Source organism: Nocardiopsis lambiniae (assembly GCF_031845465.1).
Taxonomy (GTDB): Bacteria; Actinomycetota; Actinomycetes; order Streptosporangiales; family Streptosporangiaceae; genus Nocardiopsis; species Nocardiopsis lambiniae.
Window position 1 is genome coordinate 191,885 of the sequence record NZ_JAVREP010000001.1, and the last position, 15,654, is coordinate 207,538.

16 protein-coding genes and 3 pseudogenes are annotated in these 15,654 nt (G+C 63.8%); 13 read left to right on the forward strand and 6 right to left on the reverse strand.

The window, feature by feature from the left end; translation table 11 throughout:
* Nucleotides 1-89 precede the first annotated feature (89 nt).
* The 5 genes and pseudogenes from RM479_RS00810 to RM479_RS00825 all read left to right on the forward strand — a co-directional run.
* Entirely contained in the window at nt 90-212 is a 123-nt protein-coding gene (locus RM479_RS00810; RefSeq protein WP_311509733.1) for a transposase, read from the forward strand.
* 39 nt (nt 213-251) lie between these two features.
* Entirely contained in the window at nt 252-380 is a 129-nt protein-coding gene (locus RM479_RS00815) for a hypothetical protein (RefSeq protein ID WP_311509735.1), read from the forward strand.
* A 123-nt stretch (nt 381-503) separates the two neighbouring features.
* Nucleotides 504-659: pseudogene (locus RM479_RS27570) on the forward strand (transposase); the annotation flags it as partial.
* 41 nt (nt 660-700) lie between these two features.
* Complete coding sequence (locus tag RM479_RS00820) at nt 701-979, forward strand: DDE-type integrase/transposase/recombinase (RefSeq protein WP_311509737.1); 279 nt, start codon at nt 701-703, stop codon at nt 977-979.
* A 107-nt stretch (nt 980-1,086) separates the two neighbouring features.
* Nucleotides 1,087-1,923: pseudogene (locus RM479_RS00825) on the forward strand (transposase); the annotation flags it as partial.
* Here RM479_RS00825 and RM479_RS00830 read toward each other — a convergent pair.
* Nucleotides 1,923-3,119 (reverse strand): ISAs1 family transposase, encoded by a 1,197-nt coding sequence (locus tag RM479_RS00830; RefSeq protein WP_311509738.1) that lies wholly within the window; start codon nt 3,117-3,119, stop codon nt 1,923-1,925. The pseudogene RM479_RS00825 and the gene RM479_RS00830 overlap by 1 nt on opposite strands.
* A 97-nt stretch (nt 3,120-3,216) precedes the next feature.
* Here RM479_RS00830 and RM479_RS00835 point away from each other — a divergent pair, with 97 nt between their 5' ends.
* The 5 genes and pseudogenes from RM479_RS00835 to RM479_RS00855 all read left to right on the forward strand — a co-directional run bounded on the left by RM479_RS00835 (nt 3,217) and on the right by RM479_RS00855 (nt 7,692).
* Nucleotides 3,217-3,498: an integrase core domain-containing protein gene (locus tag RM479_RS00835; RefSeq protein WP_311509739.1), complete on the forward strand. Its 282-nt coding sequence runs from the start codon at nt 3,217-3,219 to the stop codon at nt 3,496-3,498.
* Nucleotides 3,499-3,672: 174 nt separating this feature from the next.
* Nucleotides 3,673-3,972 (forward strand): helix-turn-helix domain-containing protein, encoded by a 300-nt coding sequence (locus tag RM479_RS00840; protein ID WP_311510400.1) that lies wholly within the window; start codon nt 3,673-3,675, stop codon nt 3,970-3,972.
* 266 nt (nt 3,973-4,238) lie between these two features.
* Nucleotides 4,239-4,493, forward strand: a pseudogene (locus tag RM479_RS00845) (transposase); the annotation flags it as partial.
* 95 nt (nt 4,494-4,588) lie between these two features.
* The gene (locus tag RM479_RS00850) at nt 4,589-5,659 is read left to right on the forward strand and encodes a DNA cytosine methyltransferase (protein ID WP_311509740.1); all 1,071 of its coding nucleotides are present in this window, start codon (nt 4,589-4,591) and stop codon (nt 5,657-5,659) included.
* On the forward strand, nt 5,632-7,692 hold the full coding sequence (locus RM479_RS00855; protein WP_311509741.1) for a BbrUII/HgiDII family restriction enzyme: 2,061 nt from the start codon (nt 5,632-5,634) through the stop codon (nt 7,690-7,692). Before RM479_RS00850 ends, RM479_RS00855 begins: the two co-directional genes overlap by 28 nt.
* A 1,209-nt stretch (nt 7,693-8,901) precedes the next feature.
* Here the strand turns inward: RM479_RS00855 and RM479_RS00860 are convergent.
* The 3 genes from RM479_RS00860 to RM479_RS00870 all read right to left on the reverse strand — a co-directional run bounded on the left by RM479_RS00860 (nt 8,902) and on the right by RM479_RS00870 (nt 11,427).
* On the reverse strand, nt 8,902-9,417 hold the full coding sequence (locus tag RM479_RS00860) for a hypothetical protein (protein WP_311509742.1): 516 nt from the start codon (nt 9,415-9,417) through the stop codon (nt 8,902-8,904).
* Between the two features lie 89 nt (nt 9,418-9,506).
* Nucleotides 9,507-10,367 (reverse strand): hypothetical protein, encoded by an 861-nt coding sequence (locus RM479_RS00865; protein WP_311509743.1) that lies wholly within the window; start codon nt 10,365-10,367, stop codon nt 9,507-9,509.
* A 280-nt stretch (nt 10,368-10,647) separates the two neighbouring features.
* Complete coding sequence (locus tag RM479_RS00870) at nt 10,648-11,427, reverse strand: GntR family transcriptional regulator (RefSeq protein ID WP_311509744.1); 780 nt, start codon at nt 11,425-11,427, stop codon at nt 10,648-10,650.
* 30 nt (nt 11,428-11,457) lie between these two features.
* On the opposite strand from RM479_RS00870, the gene RM479_RS00875 reads away from it, so the two are divergent.
* From RM479_RS00875 to RM479_RS00885, 3 genes are all read left to right on the forward strand, one after another.
* A complete protein-coding gene (locus RM479_RS00875) occupies nt 11,458-11,913 on the forward strand; it encodes an NUDIX hydrolase (RefSeq protein WP_311509746.1) in 456 nt (151 codons plus the stop codon).
* A 129-nt stretch (nt 11,914-12,042) separates the two neighbouring features.
* The gene (locus RM479_RS00880; protein ID WP_397221001.1) at nt 12,043-12,372 is read left to right on the forward strand and encodes a CYTH domain-containing protein; all 330 of its coding nucleotides are present in this window, start codon (nt 12,043-12,045) and stop codon (nt 12,370-12,372) included.
* A gap of 9 nt (nt 12,373-12,381) precedes the next feature.
* Complete coding sequence (locus tag RM479_RS00885; RefSeq protein WP_311509749.1) at nt 12,382-12,561, forward strand: hypothetical protein; 180 nt, start codon at nt 12,382-12,384, stop codon at nt 12,559-12,561.
* Nucleotides 12,562-12,676: 115 nt separating this feature from the next.
* On the opposite strand, the gene RM479_RS00890 is transcribed toward RM479_RS00885, so the two are convergent.
* Nucleotides 12,677-13,912 (reverse strand): FAD-dependent monooxygenase, encoded by a 1,236-nt coding sequence (locus RM479_RS00890; protein ID WP_311509750.1) that lies wholly within the window; start codon nt 13,910-13,912, stop codon nt 12,677-12,679.
* A 91-nt stretch (nt 13,913-14,003) separates the two neighbouring features.
* The gene (locus RM479_RS00895; RefSeq protein ID WP_311509751.1) at nt 14,004-15,647 is read right to left on the reverse strand and encodes an MDR family MFS transporter; all 1,644 of its coding nucleotides are present in this window, start codon (nt 15,645-15,647) and stop codon (nt 14,004-14,006) included.
* Between the last annotated feature and the right edge of the window lie 7 nt (nt 15,648-15,654).

Here is a 15,654-nt window from a genome sequence, read left to right on the forward strand (position 1 = left end):
GACGACGAGAACGCGATGTGGTGTGTCCTGCATTTTTCGGAGTCGGGTTTCTGGATCCTGGGACCGCGTGACCCTTGAAGGAGGGCATCGTGGGACGTCGTGGATACCCCGCCGAGTTCCGCCGCAAAGTGCTGGACCTGGTCCAGGCCGGACGCAGCGTCGCGGACATGGCACGCGATCTGGACATCAGCACCGAGACGATCTACGCCTGACGGCGCCAGGACCGTATCGACCGAGGCCTGGCACCCGGCTTGACCAGCATCGAGATGACCGAACTGGCCGCGGCGAACAAGCGCATCGCCGAACTGGAGGCCGAGCTGGCGATCCACCGCCGGGCCAGTGAGCTGCTGGGGAAGGTGGTGCCCCAAAAGACTGTTTGAGGCGATCGCGGTGATGGCCACCGAAGGCCATCCGGTCCAGGTCGCCGTCCGGGTGCTGGGGTTATCGAGTCGAGGTTCTACGCCTGGCGTGATCGAGGGCCCTCGGCCCGCTCGATCCGGCACGTGCTGCTCACCGAGACCATCCGCCAGATCCATGCCGCGTCCAACGGAGTCTACGGGGTACGGCGGGTGCACGCCGAGCTCACCTTGGGCCGCGGACTACGGGTCTGGCACGGGACGGTGGCGATGCTGATGTCCCGGGTCGGCATCAAGGGGATCGCCGACCGTCCGAAGTGGCGGCGGGCGCGCCGGATCTGGTCTTGTCCGGCCTGGTGGACCGTCATTTCACCCGCCAGGGCCTGGACCAGCTCTGGATCACCGATATCACCGAGCACCCCACCCGGGAGGGCAAGGTCTACTGCGTGGTGGTGCTGGACGTGTGCTCACGGTGTGTGGTCGGGTGGGCGATCGACTCCTCACCCACGGCCGCCTTGGCCAAGAACGCGCTCGGGATGGCCATCGACAACCGCCAACCAGCTTCGGGGACGGTGTTCCACTCCGACCGCGGAGTGCAGGGTGGATTCAACTGGTCGTCGTAACACCTCGATCACGAGGGTGTGCGATGGGACGCAAGAAGAAGCAGCTCCCCGAGAAGCCTGCGGGAGCACGACGCCAGTGGGCGGCGGACCGGGCCCTGCGGCCTCCGATGCGCTCACCGGGCCGCCCCGAGCCCTCCCGCGCGGTGCAACGCGACTTCTGGCGGCAGATCGCCTCGGGGGTGACCACCGTCGAGGCCGCGCACGCCGTGGGTGTGTCATGGCCGGTCGGGGCGCGTTGGTTCCGGCACGCTGGCGGCATGGCGCCGATCAGCCTGGACGAGCCCACGGGCCGCTACCTGTCCTTCTGTGAGCGTGAGGAGATCGCGCTGCTGCGCGCCCGCAAGGTCGGGGTGCGAGAGATCGCCCGCAGAATCGGACGCGATCCGGGGACGATCTCGCGTGAGGTGCGCCGCAACGCGGCCACCAGGGGAGGCAAGCCCGAGTACCGGGCCCTGGTGGCGCAGTGGAAGGCACAGCAGGCCGCCAAGCGCCCCAAGACGGCCAAGCTCATGGGCAACGAGCGGCTCCGCGAGTACGTGCAGGAACGGCTGGCCGGCAGCGTCCGCCGACCCGACGGCACCATCGTCGCAGGGCCCCGGACACCGGCATGGAAGGGGCTGAACAAGCCGCCTCGGCAGGACCGGCGATGGGCGACGGCGTGGAGCCCGGAGCAGATCTCCCACCGGCTCAAGGTCGATTTCCCCGAGGATGAGTCCATGCACATCAGCCACGAGGCGATCTACCAGTCCCTGTTCATTGAGGGGCGCGGCGTGCTCAAGCGCGAGCTGGTGGCGTGTTTGCGCACCGGGCGGGCGCTGCGCCAGCCTCGGGCGCGAGTACGCAACAAGCCGCAGGGGCATGTCACCGCCGATGTCGTCCTCTCACAGCGCCCCGCCGAGGCCGCCGATCGTGCGGTCCCGGGGCACTGGGAGGCAGGGCTCGTTCAAGTTCCCGAGAGGTGGGGTTCGTGACCGATTCCGAAGAACGGGAGTGCGTGTTCGGGTAGATCCCGGATCGCGCGGGTGGTCTTGGCGATGTTGACCGCCCCCGCCACCTTCAGCACCCCGATGGCCAGGTTGCGCAATGCGGCCATCGCCCGGGGAGCACCACCGGTGTGGACCGTGGAAGCGTCCTCGTCGAACGTCACGTCCCGGATGTGGTGGTTGGAGTTCTCGATCGCCCAGTGCCCACGCACCAGGGCTGCGAGCTGGGCGGGCGTGGCCTGGTGGGCGTCCAGGCTGGTGACGGCGAAGACCATCTCGCGGGTCTGCTTCCTACCGGCCTGCTGCCGGCGGCGGTGGATCCGCAAGGCGAGTTCGGCGTGGGGGAAGCAGATCCCGCCGAGGCTGTCGGCCACCCCCAGGACCTTGATCGACCGGGACTCGCGCCGACCGTGGCCCTTCTCCGAGCGAGTGTGGGCCAGGGGCAACACGTCCCAGGGCAGGGCCGAGATCTGGGCGTGCAGGGTGGGCTGGTTGGTCTTGACCACGGCCACGTAGTGGGCCTTCTTGTCCTCGACGAGCCGCTTGAGGTGGTCCTGGACGGTGTGCAGGGCGTCGCAGGTGATCACACATCCGGCCAGGTCCAGACCCTGAAGCAGGGGGAGGAAGTGGCGGGTCTCGTTCGTTTTGGCGCCGACCTCACTCTGGGCCAGGGTGAGGGGCGGGTGGTGGGTCAGGGCCGAGAGCAGGTGGCGGCGCGGCTGGTCGGTGCGGGCCGATCCTTTGAGGGTTTTGCCGTCCACGGCGATGGCCTGGTGTGCGGGCCGGGTGTCCTTGTCGCCGTCGGTGGTGGCGCTGTGGCGGTCGGCGAGGTAGGCGCACACGGCGGTGTCCAGGGCGTGGGGGTCGATGCGGCACAGGGCACGGTCGATGGTGCAGGCCGCCGGGGAGCGCCTTCGGCGCAGCGGGTGGGGGCGGGCGCCGATCGCCGCCAGGAGCGCGTCCGGGGCGCGTTGCCCCCATTCGGCGATCTCCTCGATGGTTCTGGCTCCGGAGATGACCGCGCAGGCGCAGATGGTCAGGATGCAGGTCAGGGGGTACCAGCGGCCACGGCGTGAGCGGGGGTCGGCAACTGTGGCCAGGTAGGGGCGCAGGTCCGCGGTGTCGCGGGGGTCGAGGGGTGCGAGTTTGGCGAGCACGGCCGGGACCGTGGATGATGGTGGGGCGGGCACGGGAGACCTTCGGGATCATTTGGCTTCGACACCACAATGATCACGGGTCCCCGTGCCTGTCTGCGTGTACGGCCTCGCTCTTCTTGAACCGGACGATCTGCACCAAGCCGGAACTCGCACGAGCCCTGCGCCGCACGGCCGAGGGCAAAATGCCGTCATCGAGTCGTTCTGGTCGCGCATGCAGGTCGAGTTGCTGGATCGGCGCAGGTGGCGGACCCGGCTGGAGTTGGCCAACGCGATCTTCGAGTACCTGGGGATCTTCCACAACCGGCAACAGCGACACTCGGCGATCGGCTGGCTGACACCCGTAGAGTTCGAGAAGAGACTACCGAGCACCGTGGCCTGAGAATCCGAAAACACGGCTCCACCAAAACCGGTACATGCCAGAGCCTCCATCACACCCGGCACGAAACACACCAACCGCTGGCACCGAGCCTGGCACAGCGGCGGCACCGCAGCCCTGGCCTCCAGCGGCTCCGGCGGCACCCCCTGCCGCCTGGCCCCCGACCAGCAAGACCGCCTGCAGGCCGCGCTCGCCCAGGGCCCTGCCGCCCACGGTTGGACCGAGGACCAGCGCTGGCCCCTGGCCCGCATCACCCACCTGATCCACGCCCTGTTCGGCGTGGACTACATCTCCCGCGGTGTCTCCTACCTGCTGCACCGCATGGGCTGGAGCCCTCAGATCCCCGCGCACCGCGCCATCGAGCGCGATGAGGAGGTGATCGCGCAATGGAAAGCCCACACGCGGCCGCGCATAAAACCACCGCCCGGCGGGCGGTGGCCTGGCTGTGTTTCAAGGACGAGCCCGGGCAGCACCTGAGACCGCCCAAAGCCCGCATCTCGGCCCCACGCGGGCACACTCCGGTGGTGCGGGTGACCGGCATGGGATACGGGCGGGTGTCGTTGGCGAGCCTGGTGTGCACCTGACCCGGAGAGCGCACCCGGCTGGTCTTTCGCACCCGGGTGCGTCATAGCGGCCAGCGCCACGAACCCAAGGGGTTCACCGCCCGCTCCTATGTGGACCTGCTGGACGAGGTGCACCGGCGGCTGGGCGGGCCGATCGTGCTGGTGTGAGACAACGAGCGCCGCCATGTGGGGGCCGTGGTGCGCCAGGCGATGCAGACGCGGGAGTGGTTGACGGTGTTCCGGTTCCCGACCTACGCCCCGGAGCTGAACCTGGTGGAGGGGGTGTGGTCGCATCTGCGCCAAAGGCTGGGCAACCTCGCGCCGCGCGGTATCGACCAGCTCGCGGTGGTGGTCAGGCCCCGGTTGAAGAAGATGCGGTACCGTCCCAGCCTGCTGGACGGCTTCATCGCAGAGACCGGGCTCGATCTCCCATGAGGTAACTCCAACCGTTCAACCTCAGTGGCATCTCCTGTAGCCAATCACGCATGTAGCGTCGACGAGCAGCCGACACTCGTCTAGAGTTGATCGCTATGAGCCGTCGTCCTAGCCCTATAGCGGGCGTAGATCTGTTCTGTGGTGTAGGCGGCCTGTCGGCCGGGCTGCAGCAGGCAGGTATTACCATAAACGCCGGAATCGATATTGATGAGACCTGCTCGTACCCTTTCGAGGCTAATATTGGTGCATCATTCTTGGCTCGTGACGTACGTGAGATAAGTGCTGAACACCTGAACAGCATCTGGGCTGGTAACAAAGTGAGGCTGCTTGCAGGATGCGCGCCTTGCCAGCCATTTTCTTCTTACAGGAGGGGGGTTGATACTTCTCACGAGTCAGGGTGGCCGCTGCTGGCAGAATTTGGACGGCTGATCGCTAGCACCTTGCCAGAACTCGTAACAATGGAAAATGTTCCCCGAATCGCCAAGTCGGAGGTGTTTATAGAATTTTTAAGAAAACTGCGAACGAACGGATACTGGGTTGACTGGAAAAGTTGTTACGGTCCTCGATATGGCCTCCCGCAGCATCGTCGGCGGCTTGTCCTAGTAGCATCGAAACTGGGGCCGATCAAGGTTCCTGAGGGTTCGCTTGAGCCTGAAGATTTCGCAACAGTTCGCACAGCCATTGGAGATTTGCCGTCGGTTGCATCTGGCGAGCGCCATGAATTGGATCCGCTGCACGCATCACGTCGGCTATCCGATATAAACATGAAAAGAATCGCTATGTCAAAGCCTGGTGGTACCTGGGAAGACTGGCCCGAAGAGCTGCGCGCGGAATGCCATCGAAGGTCAAGTGGATCAACCTTCAAAAATGTTTATGCGCGCATGTCATGGGATGATCCTTCGCCTACAATAACTACGCTTGCTACGAATTTTGGCGCTGGGCGGTTCGGCCATCCTGAGCAAGACCGACCCATCACCATGAGAGAAGCGGCACTGCTTCAGGGGTTCCCTCGAGATTACCTTTTCTCAAAGCCTGGACGGATGCCTCAGTTTGCACCCGTTACACGATTGATTGGTAACGCAGTTCCACCGCCTTTGGCGAAATCAATCGGCTCATCCCTGCTTAATCATGTCCATGAATGCAGCTCAAGAAATCAAGGAAAATAATGAACGAAGAAACAAAAAACCAAAAGTTTACAATGAGCGTCGAGCTATCTGTTCTAGAGGCGCTTGGAATAAATCTCTACAGTAATGCTGCTGCCGTCCTTTCGGAACTTGTAGCAAACGCATACGACGCAGATGCAAATCGCGTTACAATTGACTGGAAGCTAGACGGAGAAAGGATTGTTGTCCGTGATGACGGATGTGGAATGGATGTCAGGCAGATCAATGATCGCTTTCTGACGGCAGGTTATAAGAAACGCGACGAAGAAGGCCTCTCTTCACCCAAATTCAATCGCCCTTTCATGGGCCGAAAAGGAATTGGCAAGCTTTCGGTCTTCTCTATTTCCCGCTCGGTGACAGTTTACTCTATGACTGAAGGTGGAATCCCCGAAGGTCTTCGGATTGAGGCTGGTGCTCTACAGGAGGCAATCAAGGAAAACGAGTCGTACCATCCCGAACCTGTCGAAGTTCCGGATGAGTACGCAGTCAAGGGTACGACATTAATTCTCGACGATCTTAAGACAAAGCGAGCAGCTATCACAGCTGCTGCCTTGCGTAAACGCCTTGCTCGCCGATTCGATGTTTTGGATGAGCGCAGTTCAGAAGAGGGAGGTTTCAAGATCGTTGTTAACGATAACCCACTTACTTTTGCCGATAGGCAAGAACTTAAGAAACTTGAATTTATATGGGAGTTTGGAGAGGAAACCATTCCTTCCGTTGCACTGCCTGTAGGAGTATCTCGCTATGTCATTGAAGATGCAACTATAGATTCAGGCAGAAATTGGAAACTGAAGGGCTGGTTCGGTACGGCAAAAAAGCCGACTGATCTAACTGATGACGAAGAAGCGGGCTCTCTGAAGAACATCATTGTTCTTGCGCGTGGCCGCCCCATCCAAGAGGGAATCCTTGAGAAGTTGGATTTCTCCCGCCTTTTTGGAAATTATGTTACTGGGCAAATAGAAGCTGATTTCCTTGATCTTGACGGTGAAGAATTTGAGGATATTGCAACAAGTGATCGCCAGCGTCTAATAGAAGATGATGAACGAGTGCTAGCTTTGCAAGCTTTCTTGCGCAAGGCATTTGTAGGCGCATCTGAGGAGTGGAGTAAAGTGCGCCCAAAAAAAGAGGCTATCGATGCGATAAAACGCTTCCCAAAACTGAAAGAGTGGGTTGATGCTCGCCCTCCATGGCAGCGTGACTCTGCTGAGAAAATGATTGGAACGATTGCTAGCTTGGAATTGGAGGGAAGAAGGGCTGGCGAAGACCGCAAGGCGCTATTTAGGTCAGGAGTGCTTGCGTTTGAACGAGTTGGATTGCGTCAAGCTTCCGAAGATCTCGAACAGCTGAGCGGCGTTACAGCTGTTGATCTGTTGCCCTTGCTTGGTCAGCAAGATGCATACGAAGCAGGGCTTTGGGTAGATATTCTAAAGTCGCGCATACGTGCGATAGAGCAATTTCAGCATCTCACAAGTATAGATGAAAAAGAAAAGGTTCTTCAGCAACATCTGTTCGATCATCTATGGCTTCTCGATGCATCGTGGGAGCGTGCTGTCGCTGGTGGAAAAATGGAGGAAAATCTCCGAAATATCGAACCGGGACTTTTTGCTAAAGAGCCTGAAGGGGATGAGATCACAGGGAGGATCGATATTCGTTATGCAACGCTTTCGGGGCGTCATGTAATTGTCGAGCTTAAGCGCTATAGTGTTAAAGTAGAAACAAATGATTTGGCTCGCCAGGGAGCGAAGTATGCTACTGCACTCAAGTCACTCCTGGAGCAGCAGCAGCGAGGCGACGAGGTATCAAAAATTGAGGTCATATTCGTTCTTGGAAAGCCTCCGGGAACCAGAGGGATGGCTCTAATTGCTCCTGAAGATTTCTACAAGAGCCAATTCGCCCCGATTAATGGAAGATTTGTTTTGTATGATGCATTGATTGCAGGTGCTCAGAATCAGTACGAAGAGTACCTGGCTGCTAGCGAATCTGCACGCCAGCTCGATGAACTGCTCGGAAGTCTTGATGAAGTCAGCGAGGAATAAAATTTAATGTGATCAATTCCTTTTTCGGCTTTCTGTGGCGCGTTTTCCATTGGTGAAGTTTCGGTGTATGGAGCCTTTTTCATCTTGCTTCGTGGAGTTAACCAGCACAGCTCGGGTGATCTGGCCGAACCGGCGCGGGCAGCAGCGTTGGTGGCGCAGGATGCTGCGTTGCTTGAGTCAGGCCGCCACTCTCCCACCGGGGCTGCGGAGCTTGGCGTGGTCGGAGTCGGCGTTCTTCTACCGCTGAGACCTGCCAGTGCTACAATTGCAATTCCGTTTTGTCATAATTCCGAAGACGCCTGCCTGCGCCAGTGACAACCCATCGCCAGCGCCGGGTGAGAGCATCTGAACACTGACCACACCAACACATGCTCTGGACCGTGCTGGTGTGTACTGCTCTTGGCGGAGTCACATCGTCGGATTCATGGGAAGCCTCGCTGGGCCTACGGATTCGGTCCGTGGCTCTCGAGGTGGGGCGGTTGCTCGGTGTTTGCTCCGGTGCTGGGGGACGGGGCGGTCCCCGGTGGTGCGAAGTGGTCGTGTGTGGTGCCGACGCTGCGGGGCGGTGGGGGATCTACCGGGGCATAGCGGAGCGTATCGGCGTGGCCGGAGCGGACTTTTAATCCGTGGGTTCAGGGTTCGAGCCCCTGGGGGCCTACCCACAAAACCCCAGGTCAGAGGACCTTTCCGAGGTCTCGGTCCTGGGTTTTTCTCGTTCCCGACGTCGGTTGGTTGCTCGAAGCTCGCTCTTTTGTCTCGCCCGTGCCTCCCACCTCCCGAGCACCCTCGCCCCGCGCTCCTCCGCCGGGCCCCGCGGCGCCGTTCACTCGGGCCTGTCACACCCACCAGCGCCCCACTGCGCCGCTGAACACCCGCTGGTCGTCTGGTCGGTGGGTGGTGGACGTGCAGGCCCGCTGAATGCCGTACGTCGCCCGGCCGGAATCGCTGCCGCTGGCGTTCCGCGAGGGCGGGGCGGGGGCTTTCCCGCCGGAGCCCGCCCCGCCCTCCGTGAAGAGGAACTGCCCACTTGGGTATGTCTCTGGATTGCGAAGGGCCCACCCGCACCGGCTTTGACCTGCACTGACGCGCCGAAAAGGGCGGGCCGTTCTAATGGGTCCAGTATCGGGCGGAGTCACAGGCCCTCTGTGCGACAGAGTCACAGGCGGAGTCTCAGGCGGAGTCACAGGTCCACGCCCGATAAAGGGCGGTTCAGTTCCTTATGGCCAGGTAAGTGCGAATGCGGTCGGCCAGCTCGGCGAACTCGTCCTCCACCGGTTCGGGCTCCGGAGTCGAGGGCTTGGCCGGGTGGTCGCTCGGCTCGGCCGGACGCGGCCGGGGAATCATGGCGAGGCTGAGGTAGGGACGAACCAGGGCTCCGGCGATCTGGTCGGGGTCGGCGTCCACCGCGTCCCCTGGCGCGTACGGCGCGGATCGGTCTCGGTAGCCCTGCTCCCAGCGGCTTGAGGTGGCGGATGCTCCGGTTGCCCAGATGTTCTGCTCGGGGAAGCCGGGTGAGTTGGCGAGCAGGTCACCTTCTCGCCTGCCGCGCCCGTGGTCACCGCCAGAAGTCGGCGCTGCGGGCAACGCGCGCAGTCCCGGGCCAGTTCGGCCGGGGATGAAGAGCACGGCCAGAGCTGCTGCCAACAGTGCTGCGGTCAGGGCCCATACGCGCCCGGCCATGCTGTTGCAGGGCCGACGGTGGCGGCCGGTAGTAGGGTGACGCATGATTTCCTCCTGCTGGTGTCAGGTGGTGATCACGCCCCGGTCCGGTGTTCCAGCACCGGTCGGGGCACCTTTTTCTTTCTTGGCTTCCGTTACTTGCGGGATGTCGTCAGTGGCTTCGCATGGGCTGTCTGGTTCTCCCTCCGGGTTCGGGTCTTGGCCACCCGGGAGGCGATCAGCGCGCGGCTGACACCGAAGCACTCGGCCAACGCCGCATAGCTCTCCCCGGCCTCGTGCCGTGCCAGCAGTTCGGTGTCGGGCACTCCCAGGTCCCGGGGCGGGCGGTGCCCGTGCTGGCGCACATGTCCTTCGGCTTTGCGCTGCAATGCTCGGCGCTTGCGCAGCCGGACCAGGTACATCACGTTCTGGTGCCGCGCCCCGGTGCGGTCATAGCCCCACAGCAGGGACGGGGTCTCGCCCTCGTGCCACAGGGCGAGGAAGGCGCGGCGGGCTCGCCCCAACGTGCGGGTGAAGGCGACGGGGTCCATGTTCAGGGAGCGCTCGGCGCTGCGTCGGTCCTCGTGTTCGGCCAGGGCGGTCAATACTTCCCGATGGGCGGGTTTCAGTGCGGTCCAGATCTGGGCCAGGGCGAGGCGGTCGACGATGTGGTCCTCGTGGGAGTGGGCGGGTGCCGAGGCGCTGGTCCAGTACCGCACGAACGCTCGCGTCAGCAGGGCCTTGTCCTTGCCGCCCAGGCCGCGGACCTTGCGGTCCTGGTAGTGCTGGGCTTTCATCGCCTTCCACCCGAGGGCGATCAGCTCCGTCTCCTCCGGCCGTTCGGGGGCGAGTTGGAGGTGTTCGGTGATGGCCTCCCACGCGGTCTCCGCGCGGTGCACCGGGTCCATGGCGTCCACCCACCGGCACTCCCTGGCCGCCCACACCGCCAACCGCACTACTTGGAAGGCCGTGTACCCGTGCCCCACCGGATCATCGGCCCGCGGCGGCGGCAGCAACGGACCGAACTCACTCGACCCGCGCGGAGCACGCGCGACCGGTTCGTCCCTGCCGCCTGCCCCCGGTGTCGGTTGGGGAACGTCTTCGTTCGTGGCAATTAGTTTCGGCATCGGGACGGCGGCAGCGTTCACGGAGCACGCTCCAAGAGGGCTGGGGTGGGCGAAGAGCCATCACATATAGATGTGTCTGGCTCATGCACTCATGTATATGAGTGATGAGATCAGATTGCCCCACTTATGTACATGAGTCAACCCTGGGCGTGAAGAACCCGGAAAGCCCTCAGTCCACAGCGGGGATGCGGTAGTCGAGCACGAACTGATCCGCCGCCATGATCGTGTCGCACACCTCCACCACACGCCCGGCGGTGGTCACGGCGTTGCGCGTCAGGTGGAAGACCGGCGAACCCGGGCTCAGGCCCAGCGCGCTCGCCTCCTGCTTGGTGGCCAGCCGTGCCCGCACCGTCTCGGTGTACTCGGTGAACTCATGGCCGTGCTCTTCGAGCCGTGCGTAGATCCCGCCACCTCCAGGGTTCTCCTCGAACAGCTCGGGGATGTCCCGGGCCACGTCCCACGGCAGATACGACGTGGCCTCCTCCGTGGGCGTGCCGTCGCTGAAGTACAGGCGTCGGCGGGCCAGGACCTTGTCGCCTTCATCCACGCCCAGGCGCTCGGCGATCTCGGCAGGAACGGGCACTGGACCGATGGACAGCACCTGCACAGCGGGCTTGACCCCGGCCTGCTCGGTCTCGGCGATGTAGGCGGCCTTGCCCGCACGGCGGTGCGAGCGCCGGAACCGGTCGGAGGACTTACGGGTCACCGGCGGGCGCGATTTCACGAACGAACCCTTGCCCTGGAAGGTCTCCACCAATCCGACGGTCCGCAACTGGGCGATGGCCTTACGAACCGTGCCCGCTGAGACGCCGTAACGCTCCACCAGTACCGTCTCACTCGGGATCTCTGATGCCGGGGCCAACCTTCCGGTCGTGATCTGCTCTTCGATGTCGTCCGCGATCTGGAGATACCGGGGCTTACCGGACCGCGCCCCTACAGTGCTCGCCATGGTCCTTCCGTACCTCCTATGCTCCTGTACATGAGTAACAGCACCGGAGATGGGCCGTCAACGCCGCTGCACTCGGTGTCCGTCGCTGGCGCCGTCATCGATGAGAGCGGCCGGTTCCTGGTGATCCGCCGTGCCGACAACGGCCGTTGGGAACTCCCGGGCGGGGTCCTGGAACTCGCGGAGACACCGGAGGACGGCGTGTGCCGGGAGGTCTGGGAGGAGACGGGCATCCACGTCGAGGTGGACCGCCTCACCGGCGTCTACAAGAACACCACCCGCGGTGTCGTCGCCCTGGTCTTCCGCTGCAAACCCTCCGGTGGCACAGAGCGCCCTTCCCCAGAGTCGACCGAGGTTGCCTGGCTCACCCCCGAGGAGGTGTCCGAGCGCATGGGCGAGGTCTACGCGGTCCGTCTCCTCGACGCTTTGGACCCTTACACTCCCTACGTCCGTAGCCACGACGGCCATCACCTGACCCCGACCAGATGACTTTTCGAGGTCCGCAACTCCATGCACGGTGAAGACTTCCAGCGCGGGGCGCGACGCCTCCTGCGATGCTCATGAAGAGATGTCGCCGGTGATCGAGGCCGAGGTGAAGGGACAGGTAACCGCCCCGGAGTGGGTGCTGGCCGCGCTGCGCGAGCTGACGCCGGGGAGGAGGCCGTGTGCCGGGACATCTACTGCGACTTCCCGGGCTGGTCGCTCACCGCGCAGGAGCGGGAGCTGCGGGTGCGGATGATGGAGCGCGGCGGTTCGGAGCAGGTGGTGTTCACTTACAAGGCCCCGGAGGTGGACGAAGAGACCGGCTCCAAGCCCGAGCGCGAGATCCGTGGCGAGTCCGCGAAGGTCCTGGACGCCATCCTGACCGGCCTGGGTTATGAGCACCTGGTGGCGCTGACCAAGCACTGCACCAACTTTCCCCTGACCACCGCGACCGGACAGGAGTGACTGGCCACTGTGGTGACGGTCCCTGAGCTGGAGGGGACCTTCATCGAGGTCGAGACCCTCGTCGAAGAGGCCGACCTTTCCGAAGGCCCAGCCGCCGTACGCGGCGTCCTCGCCGAACTGAACATTAGCGAGGACGCCTTCACCACCGAGCAGTACACCGACGCAGTCATCGCCCACCGCTCGGCTTGAGGAGAGATCGGATACTCGGCTCCACCAAACCCGGCACGAGACAAGCTGAGGTCATGGATTGCCAGGCCGCTCTGGAAGCCCGGCACCCGAGGCTTCCAGAGCGCCGGATCAGGGCTCACGGAGCGGCAATGTCCATGGCTTTCATACGAAAGTCCTCGCTGCCCGCCTGGAGGCGGCCCAGGACCGGTTGCAGCACCCGGGAACGGCCAAGTCGCATCATCGAGGTGCGGCGGAGGTGCTCGCGCTTGTCCGCCGGAACGAAGATCTGCCGGTTCGTATCGATGCGTCGGTGCTGGTAGTCGACATAGGGGTGCAGGCGGGCGTTCCACGCGGCGAGGGCAGCCTGGATGTCATGGTCATGCCGTTCGAGCATCGTGCCGAGCAGCTCACCGCCGGCGATGCCAGAGGAGGCTCCAAGGCCGGAGTAGAGCGTCATGCACCATGCGGCGTCGCCGATGAGGGCGACACGGCCATGGTGCCATTGCCGCATCCGCACCTGTTGGGCGGAGTCGAACAGGTAGTCCTCGGCGGTTTCGAACCGGTCGAAGAGCTCGCTCAGCAGCGGGCCCGGGGTCTCCGGGCCGTAGGCGGCACGGATCGAGTCGATCGCAGGACGTGTGAACTCGGAGTCGATATCGTCGGTGCGGTAGGTGAACAGGATGCTCGGTGGCCGATTGTCGAACGGAAACACCCACGCGGAGCGGCCGGGTTCGGCCAGGACGGCGCCCTCGTTCGTCTCGTAGCCGGTGACCGGCCGGTCGAGCAGCGTCGCGGCGATCATGAAGCCGGTCTGGTCCACGAAGTTCGCGTCCGGGCCGAAGACGAGGCGCCGCACCGTGGACCGAACGCCGTCGGCCCCGATGACGAGGTCGAACCGCTCACGGGTATCTGTGCCGTCCGCCGTGGAGCGCAGGGTGACGTCCACACCGTCCGGATCCTGGGTGATCACGGTCGGCACGGTCCCGTACCGCACTTCGACGGTGTCGGGCAGCACCGCGTACAGGGCTTCCTCGATGTCACCGCGCAGGAGTACCCGTGGTGCGTCGGGGATGTCGGCGAACCCCATTCCCGGCGTGCGTTGCCCGTTGCGGGCCACCTGCCAGGTCTTGGCTTCGGGGCCGGCACGGGTCGGGAGGCGGTCGAGTATCCCGGTCCGCTCGGCGGACGCCTTTCCGGAGCCGAAGAGTGCGATGAAGTACCCGCCCGTACGACGCTCTGCGGAGCGCTCGATCACGGTGACATCCCACCCCACCTCAGTCAGGCGCTTCGCGGACGCCATGCCCGCTATACCCAGCCCCACGACCAGGGCCTTGCGTGGGGTGCCGGTGCTTCCCATGTTGGAGATCTCCATGCTGTTGTCGGTCAGGCGCGGCTGCGTTGTGTGGTGGGCAGGAGTCCTGATATCTCTCGGGCGCCCGTGACGAGTTCTGTCTCGGCGCCCCCTATTCATGCGTGCCGTCCGCGCCGGCTGCCACGTGTGCCGCCTTCGTGGCTTGGTCGGCGTCGCTGCCGAGCGGATCCTGTTCGATGCTGGCGCGCAGCGGTACTTCCTTGATGAACAACAGGACGAGCAGGCCGACCGCGGCCAGAGGAACGAGCATGAGGAACACGGGCGTCAGCGCGTCGTTGTAGGCACCGACGATCACGTCCTGGACGGCGTCGGGCAGGGTGCCGAGCGCGGCCGGGCTGAGCGAGTTCGTGTCGGGCGTGCCCGTCGCACCGTGATCGGGCATCCGTTCGCTCAGCAGGTCGGTGAGTCGGCTGGTGAACAGCGAGCCGACGACCGCGCCGCCGAGGGACGCGCCGATCTCGCGGAAGAAGTTGTTCGATGCGGTCGCAGTGCCGACCTGGCTGTCGGGAAAGGAGTTCTGGACGATGAGGACGAGGATCTGCATGCCCAGTCCGATGCCGAGGCCGAGTAGGAAGAGGTAGCTCAGCAGTACCGGCAACGGCGTGGAGACGGTGAGGGTGGACATGAGGAAGAGCGCGCCGGCCACGACGATCATGCCTGTGATCGGCATCCACTTGTACCGGCCGGTGCGTGAGGCGAACTGCCCCATCGCGATCGAGCTGAGCATGAGGCCGACGACCATCGGCAACATCAGCAGGCCGGACTCAGTGGCGTTCACGCCGGTGACCATCTGCAGGTAGGTGGGCAGGTAGGCCAGCGCGCCGAACATCGCGACGCCGATCACGAGCCCGGCGACCGTCGCGAGCACGAAGTTGCGGCTTTTGAACAGCGAGAGCGGGATGATCGGCTCTGACGCCCGGTACTCGGCCAGGACGAATGCCGCGGTGGCGAGCACGGCGACGAGGACGAGGGTGAGGATCGTGGTCGAGTCCCATGCGTACTCGGTGCCACCCCACGAGGTGACCAGGATGATCGAGGTCACGGCGACGGCCATCGTGAGGATGCCCCATACGTCGAGCCGGGGTCGGGTTTGGTGACGGGGCAGCTTGAGGAAAATCGCGGCGCACACGATCGCAGCGATGGCGAGTGGGATGTTGATCCAGAACGCCCACCGCCAGCCGATGCTCTCGGTGAACCATCCACCCAGCAGTGGGCCGGCGATACTCGAGACCCCGAAGACGGCGCCCATGATGCCCATGTATTTCGAGCGTTCCCGTACCGGCACGACGTCGGCGATGATCGCCTGAGACAGGATCATCAGACCGCCGCCCCCCAGGCCCTGGACGGCGCGACCGGTGATGAGCCACGTCATATCTGGGGCCAGGCCGCCGACGATCGAGCCGACGAGGAACAGCGAGAGGGCACCGATGAAGATGCTCTTGCGGCCCAGCAGGTCGCCCAGCTTGCCGTAGATCGGCATCGTGATGGTCGCCGCGACGAGGTAGGCCGTCGTGACCCACAGCATGTGGTCGACGCCGTTGAGCTCGCCGACGATCGTCGGCAGGGCTGTGGAGAAAATGGTCTGATCGAGCGAGGCCAAAAGCATCGCGACGAGCAGGCCGGCGAACACTGCGCCGATGCGACGACCGCCGGTCGGCTGAGCCGTCGGCTCCGTCGCAACTGCTGTTGGGCGTGCACCGCCCACAGTGGCGGGCACGGGACGGGAAGAGGTCATGTCCCTA

Coding starts and splice junctions, on each gene's coding strand:
- RM479_RS00850 (WP_311509740.1), top strand. CDS start 4,589: ATGAGCCGTCGTCCTAGCCCTATAGCGGGCGTAGATCTGTTCTGTGGT.
- RM479_RS00855 (WP_311509741.1), top strand. CDS start 5,632: ATGCAGCTCAAGAAATCAAGGAAAATAATGAACGAAGAAACAAAAAAC.
- RM479_RS00860 (WP_311509742.1), bottom strand. CDS start 9,417: ATGCGTCACCCTACTACCGGCCGCCACCGTCGGCCCTGCAACAGCATG.
- RM479_RS00870 (WP_311509744.1), bottom strand. CDS start 11,427: ATGGCGAGCACTGTAGGGGCGCGGTCCGGTAAGCCCCGGTATCTCCAG.
- RM479_RS00875 (WP_311509746.1), top strand. CDS start 11,458: ATGAGTAACAGCACCGGAGATGGGCCGTCAACGCCGCTGCACTCGGTG.
- RM479_RS00890 (WP_311509750.1), bottom strand. CDS start 13,912: ATGGAGATCTCCAACATGGGAAGCACCGGCACCCCACGCAAGGCCCTG.
- RM479_RS00895 (WP_311509751.1), bottom strand. CDS start 15,647: ATGACCTCTTCCCGTCCCGTGCCCGCCACTGTGGGCGGTGCACGCCCA.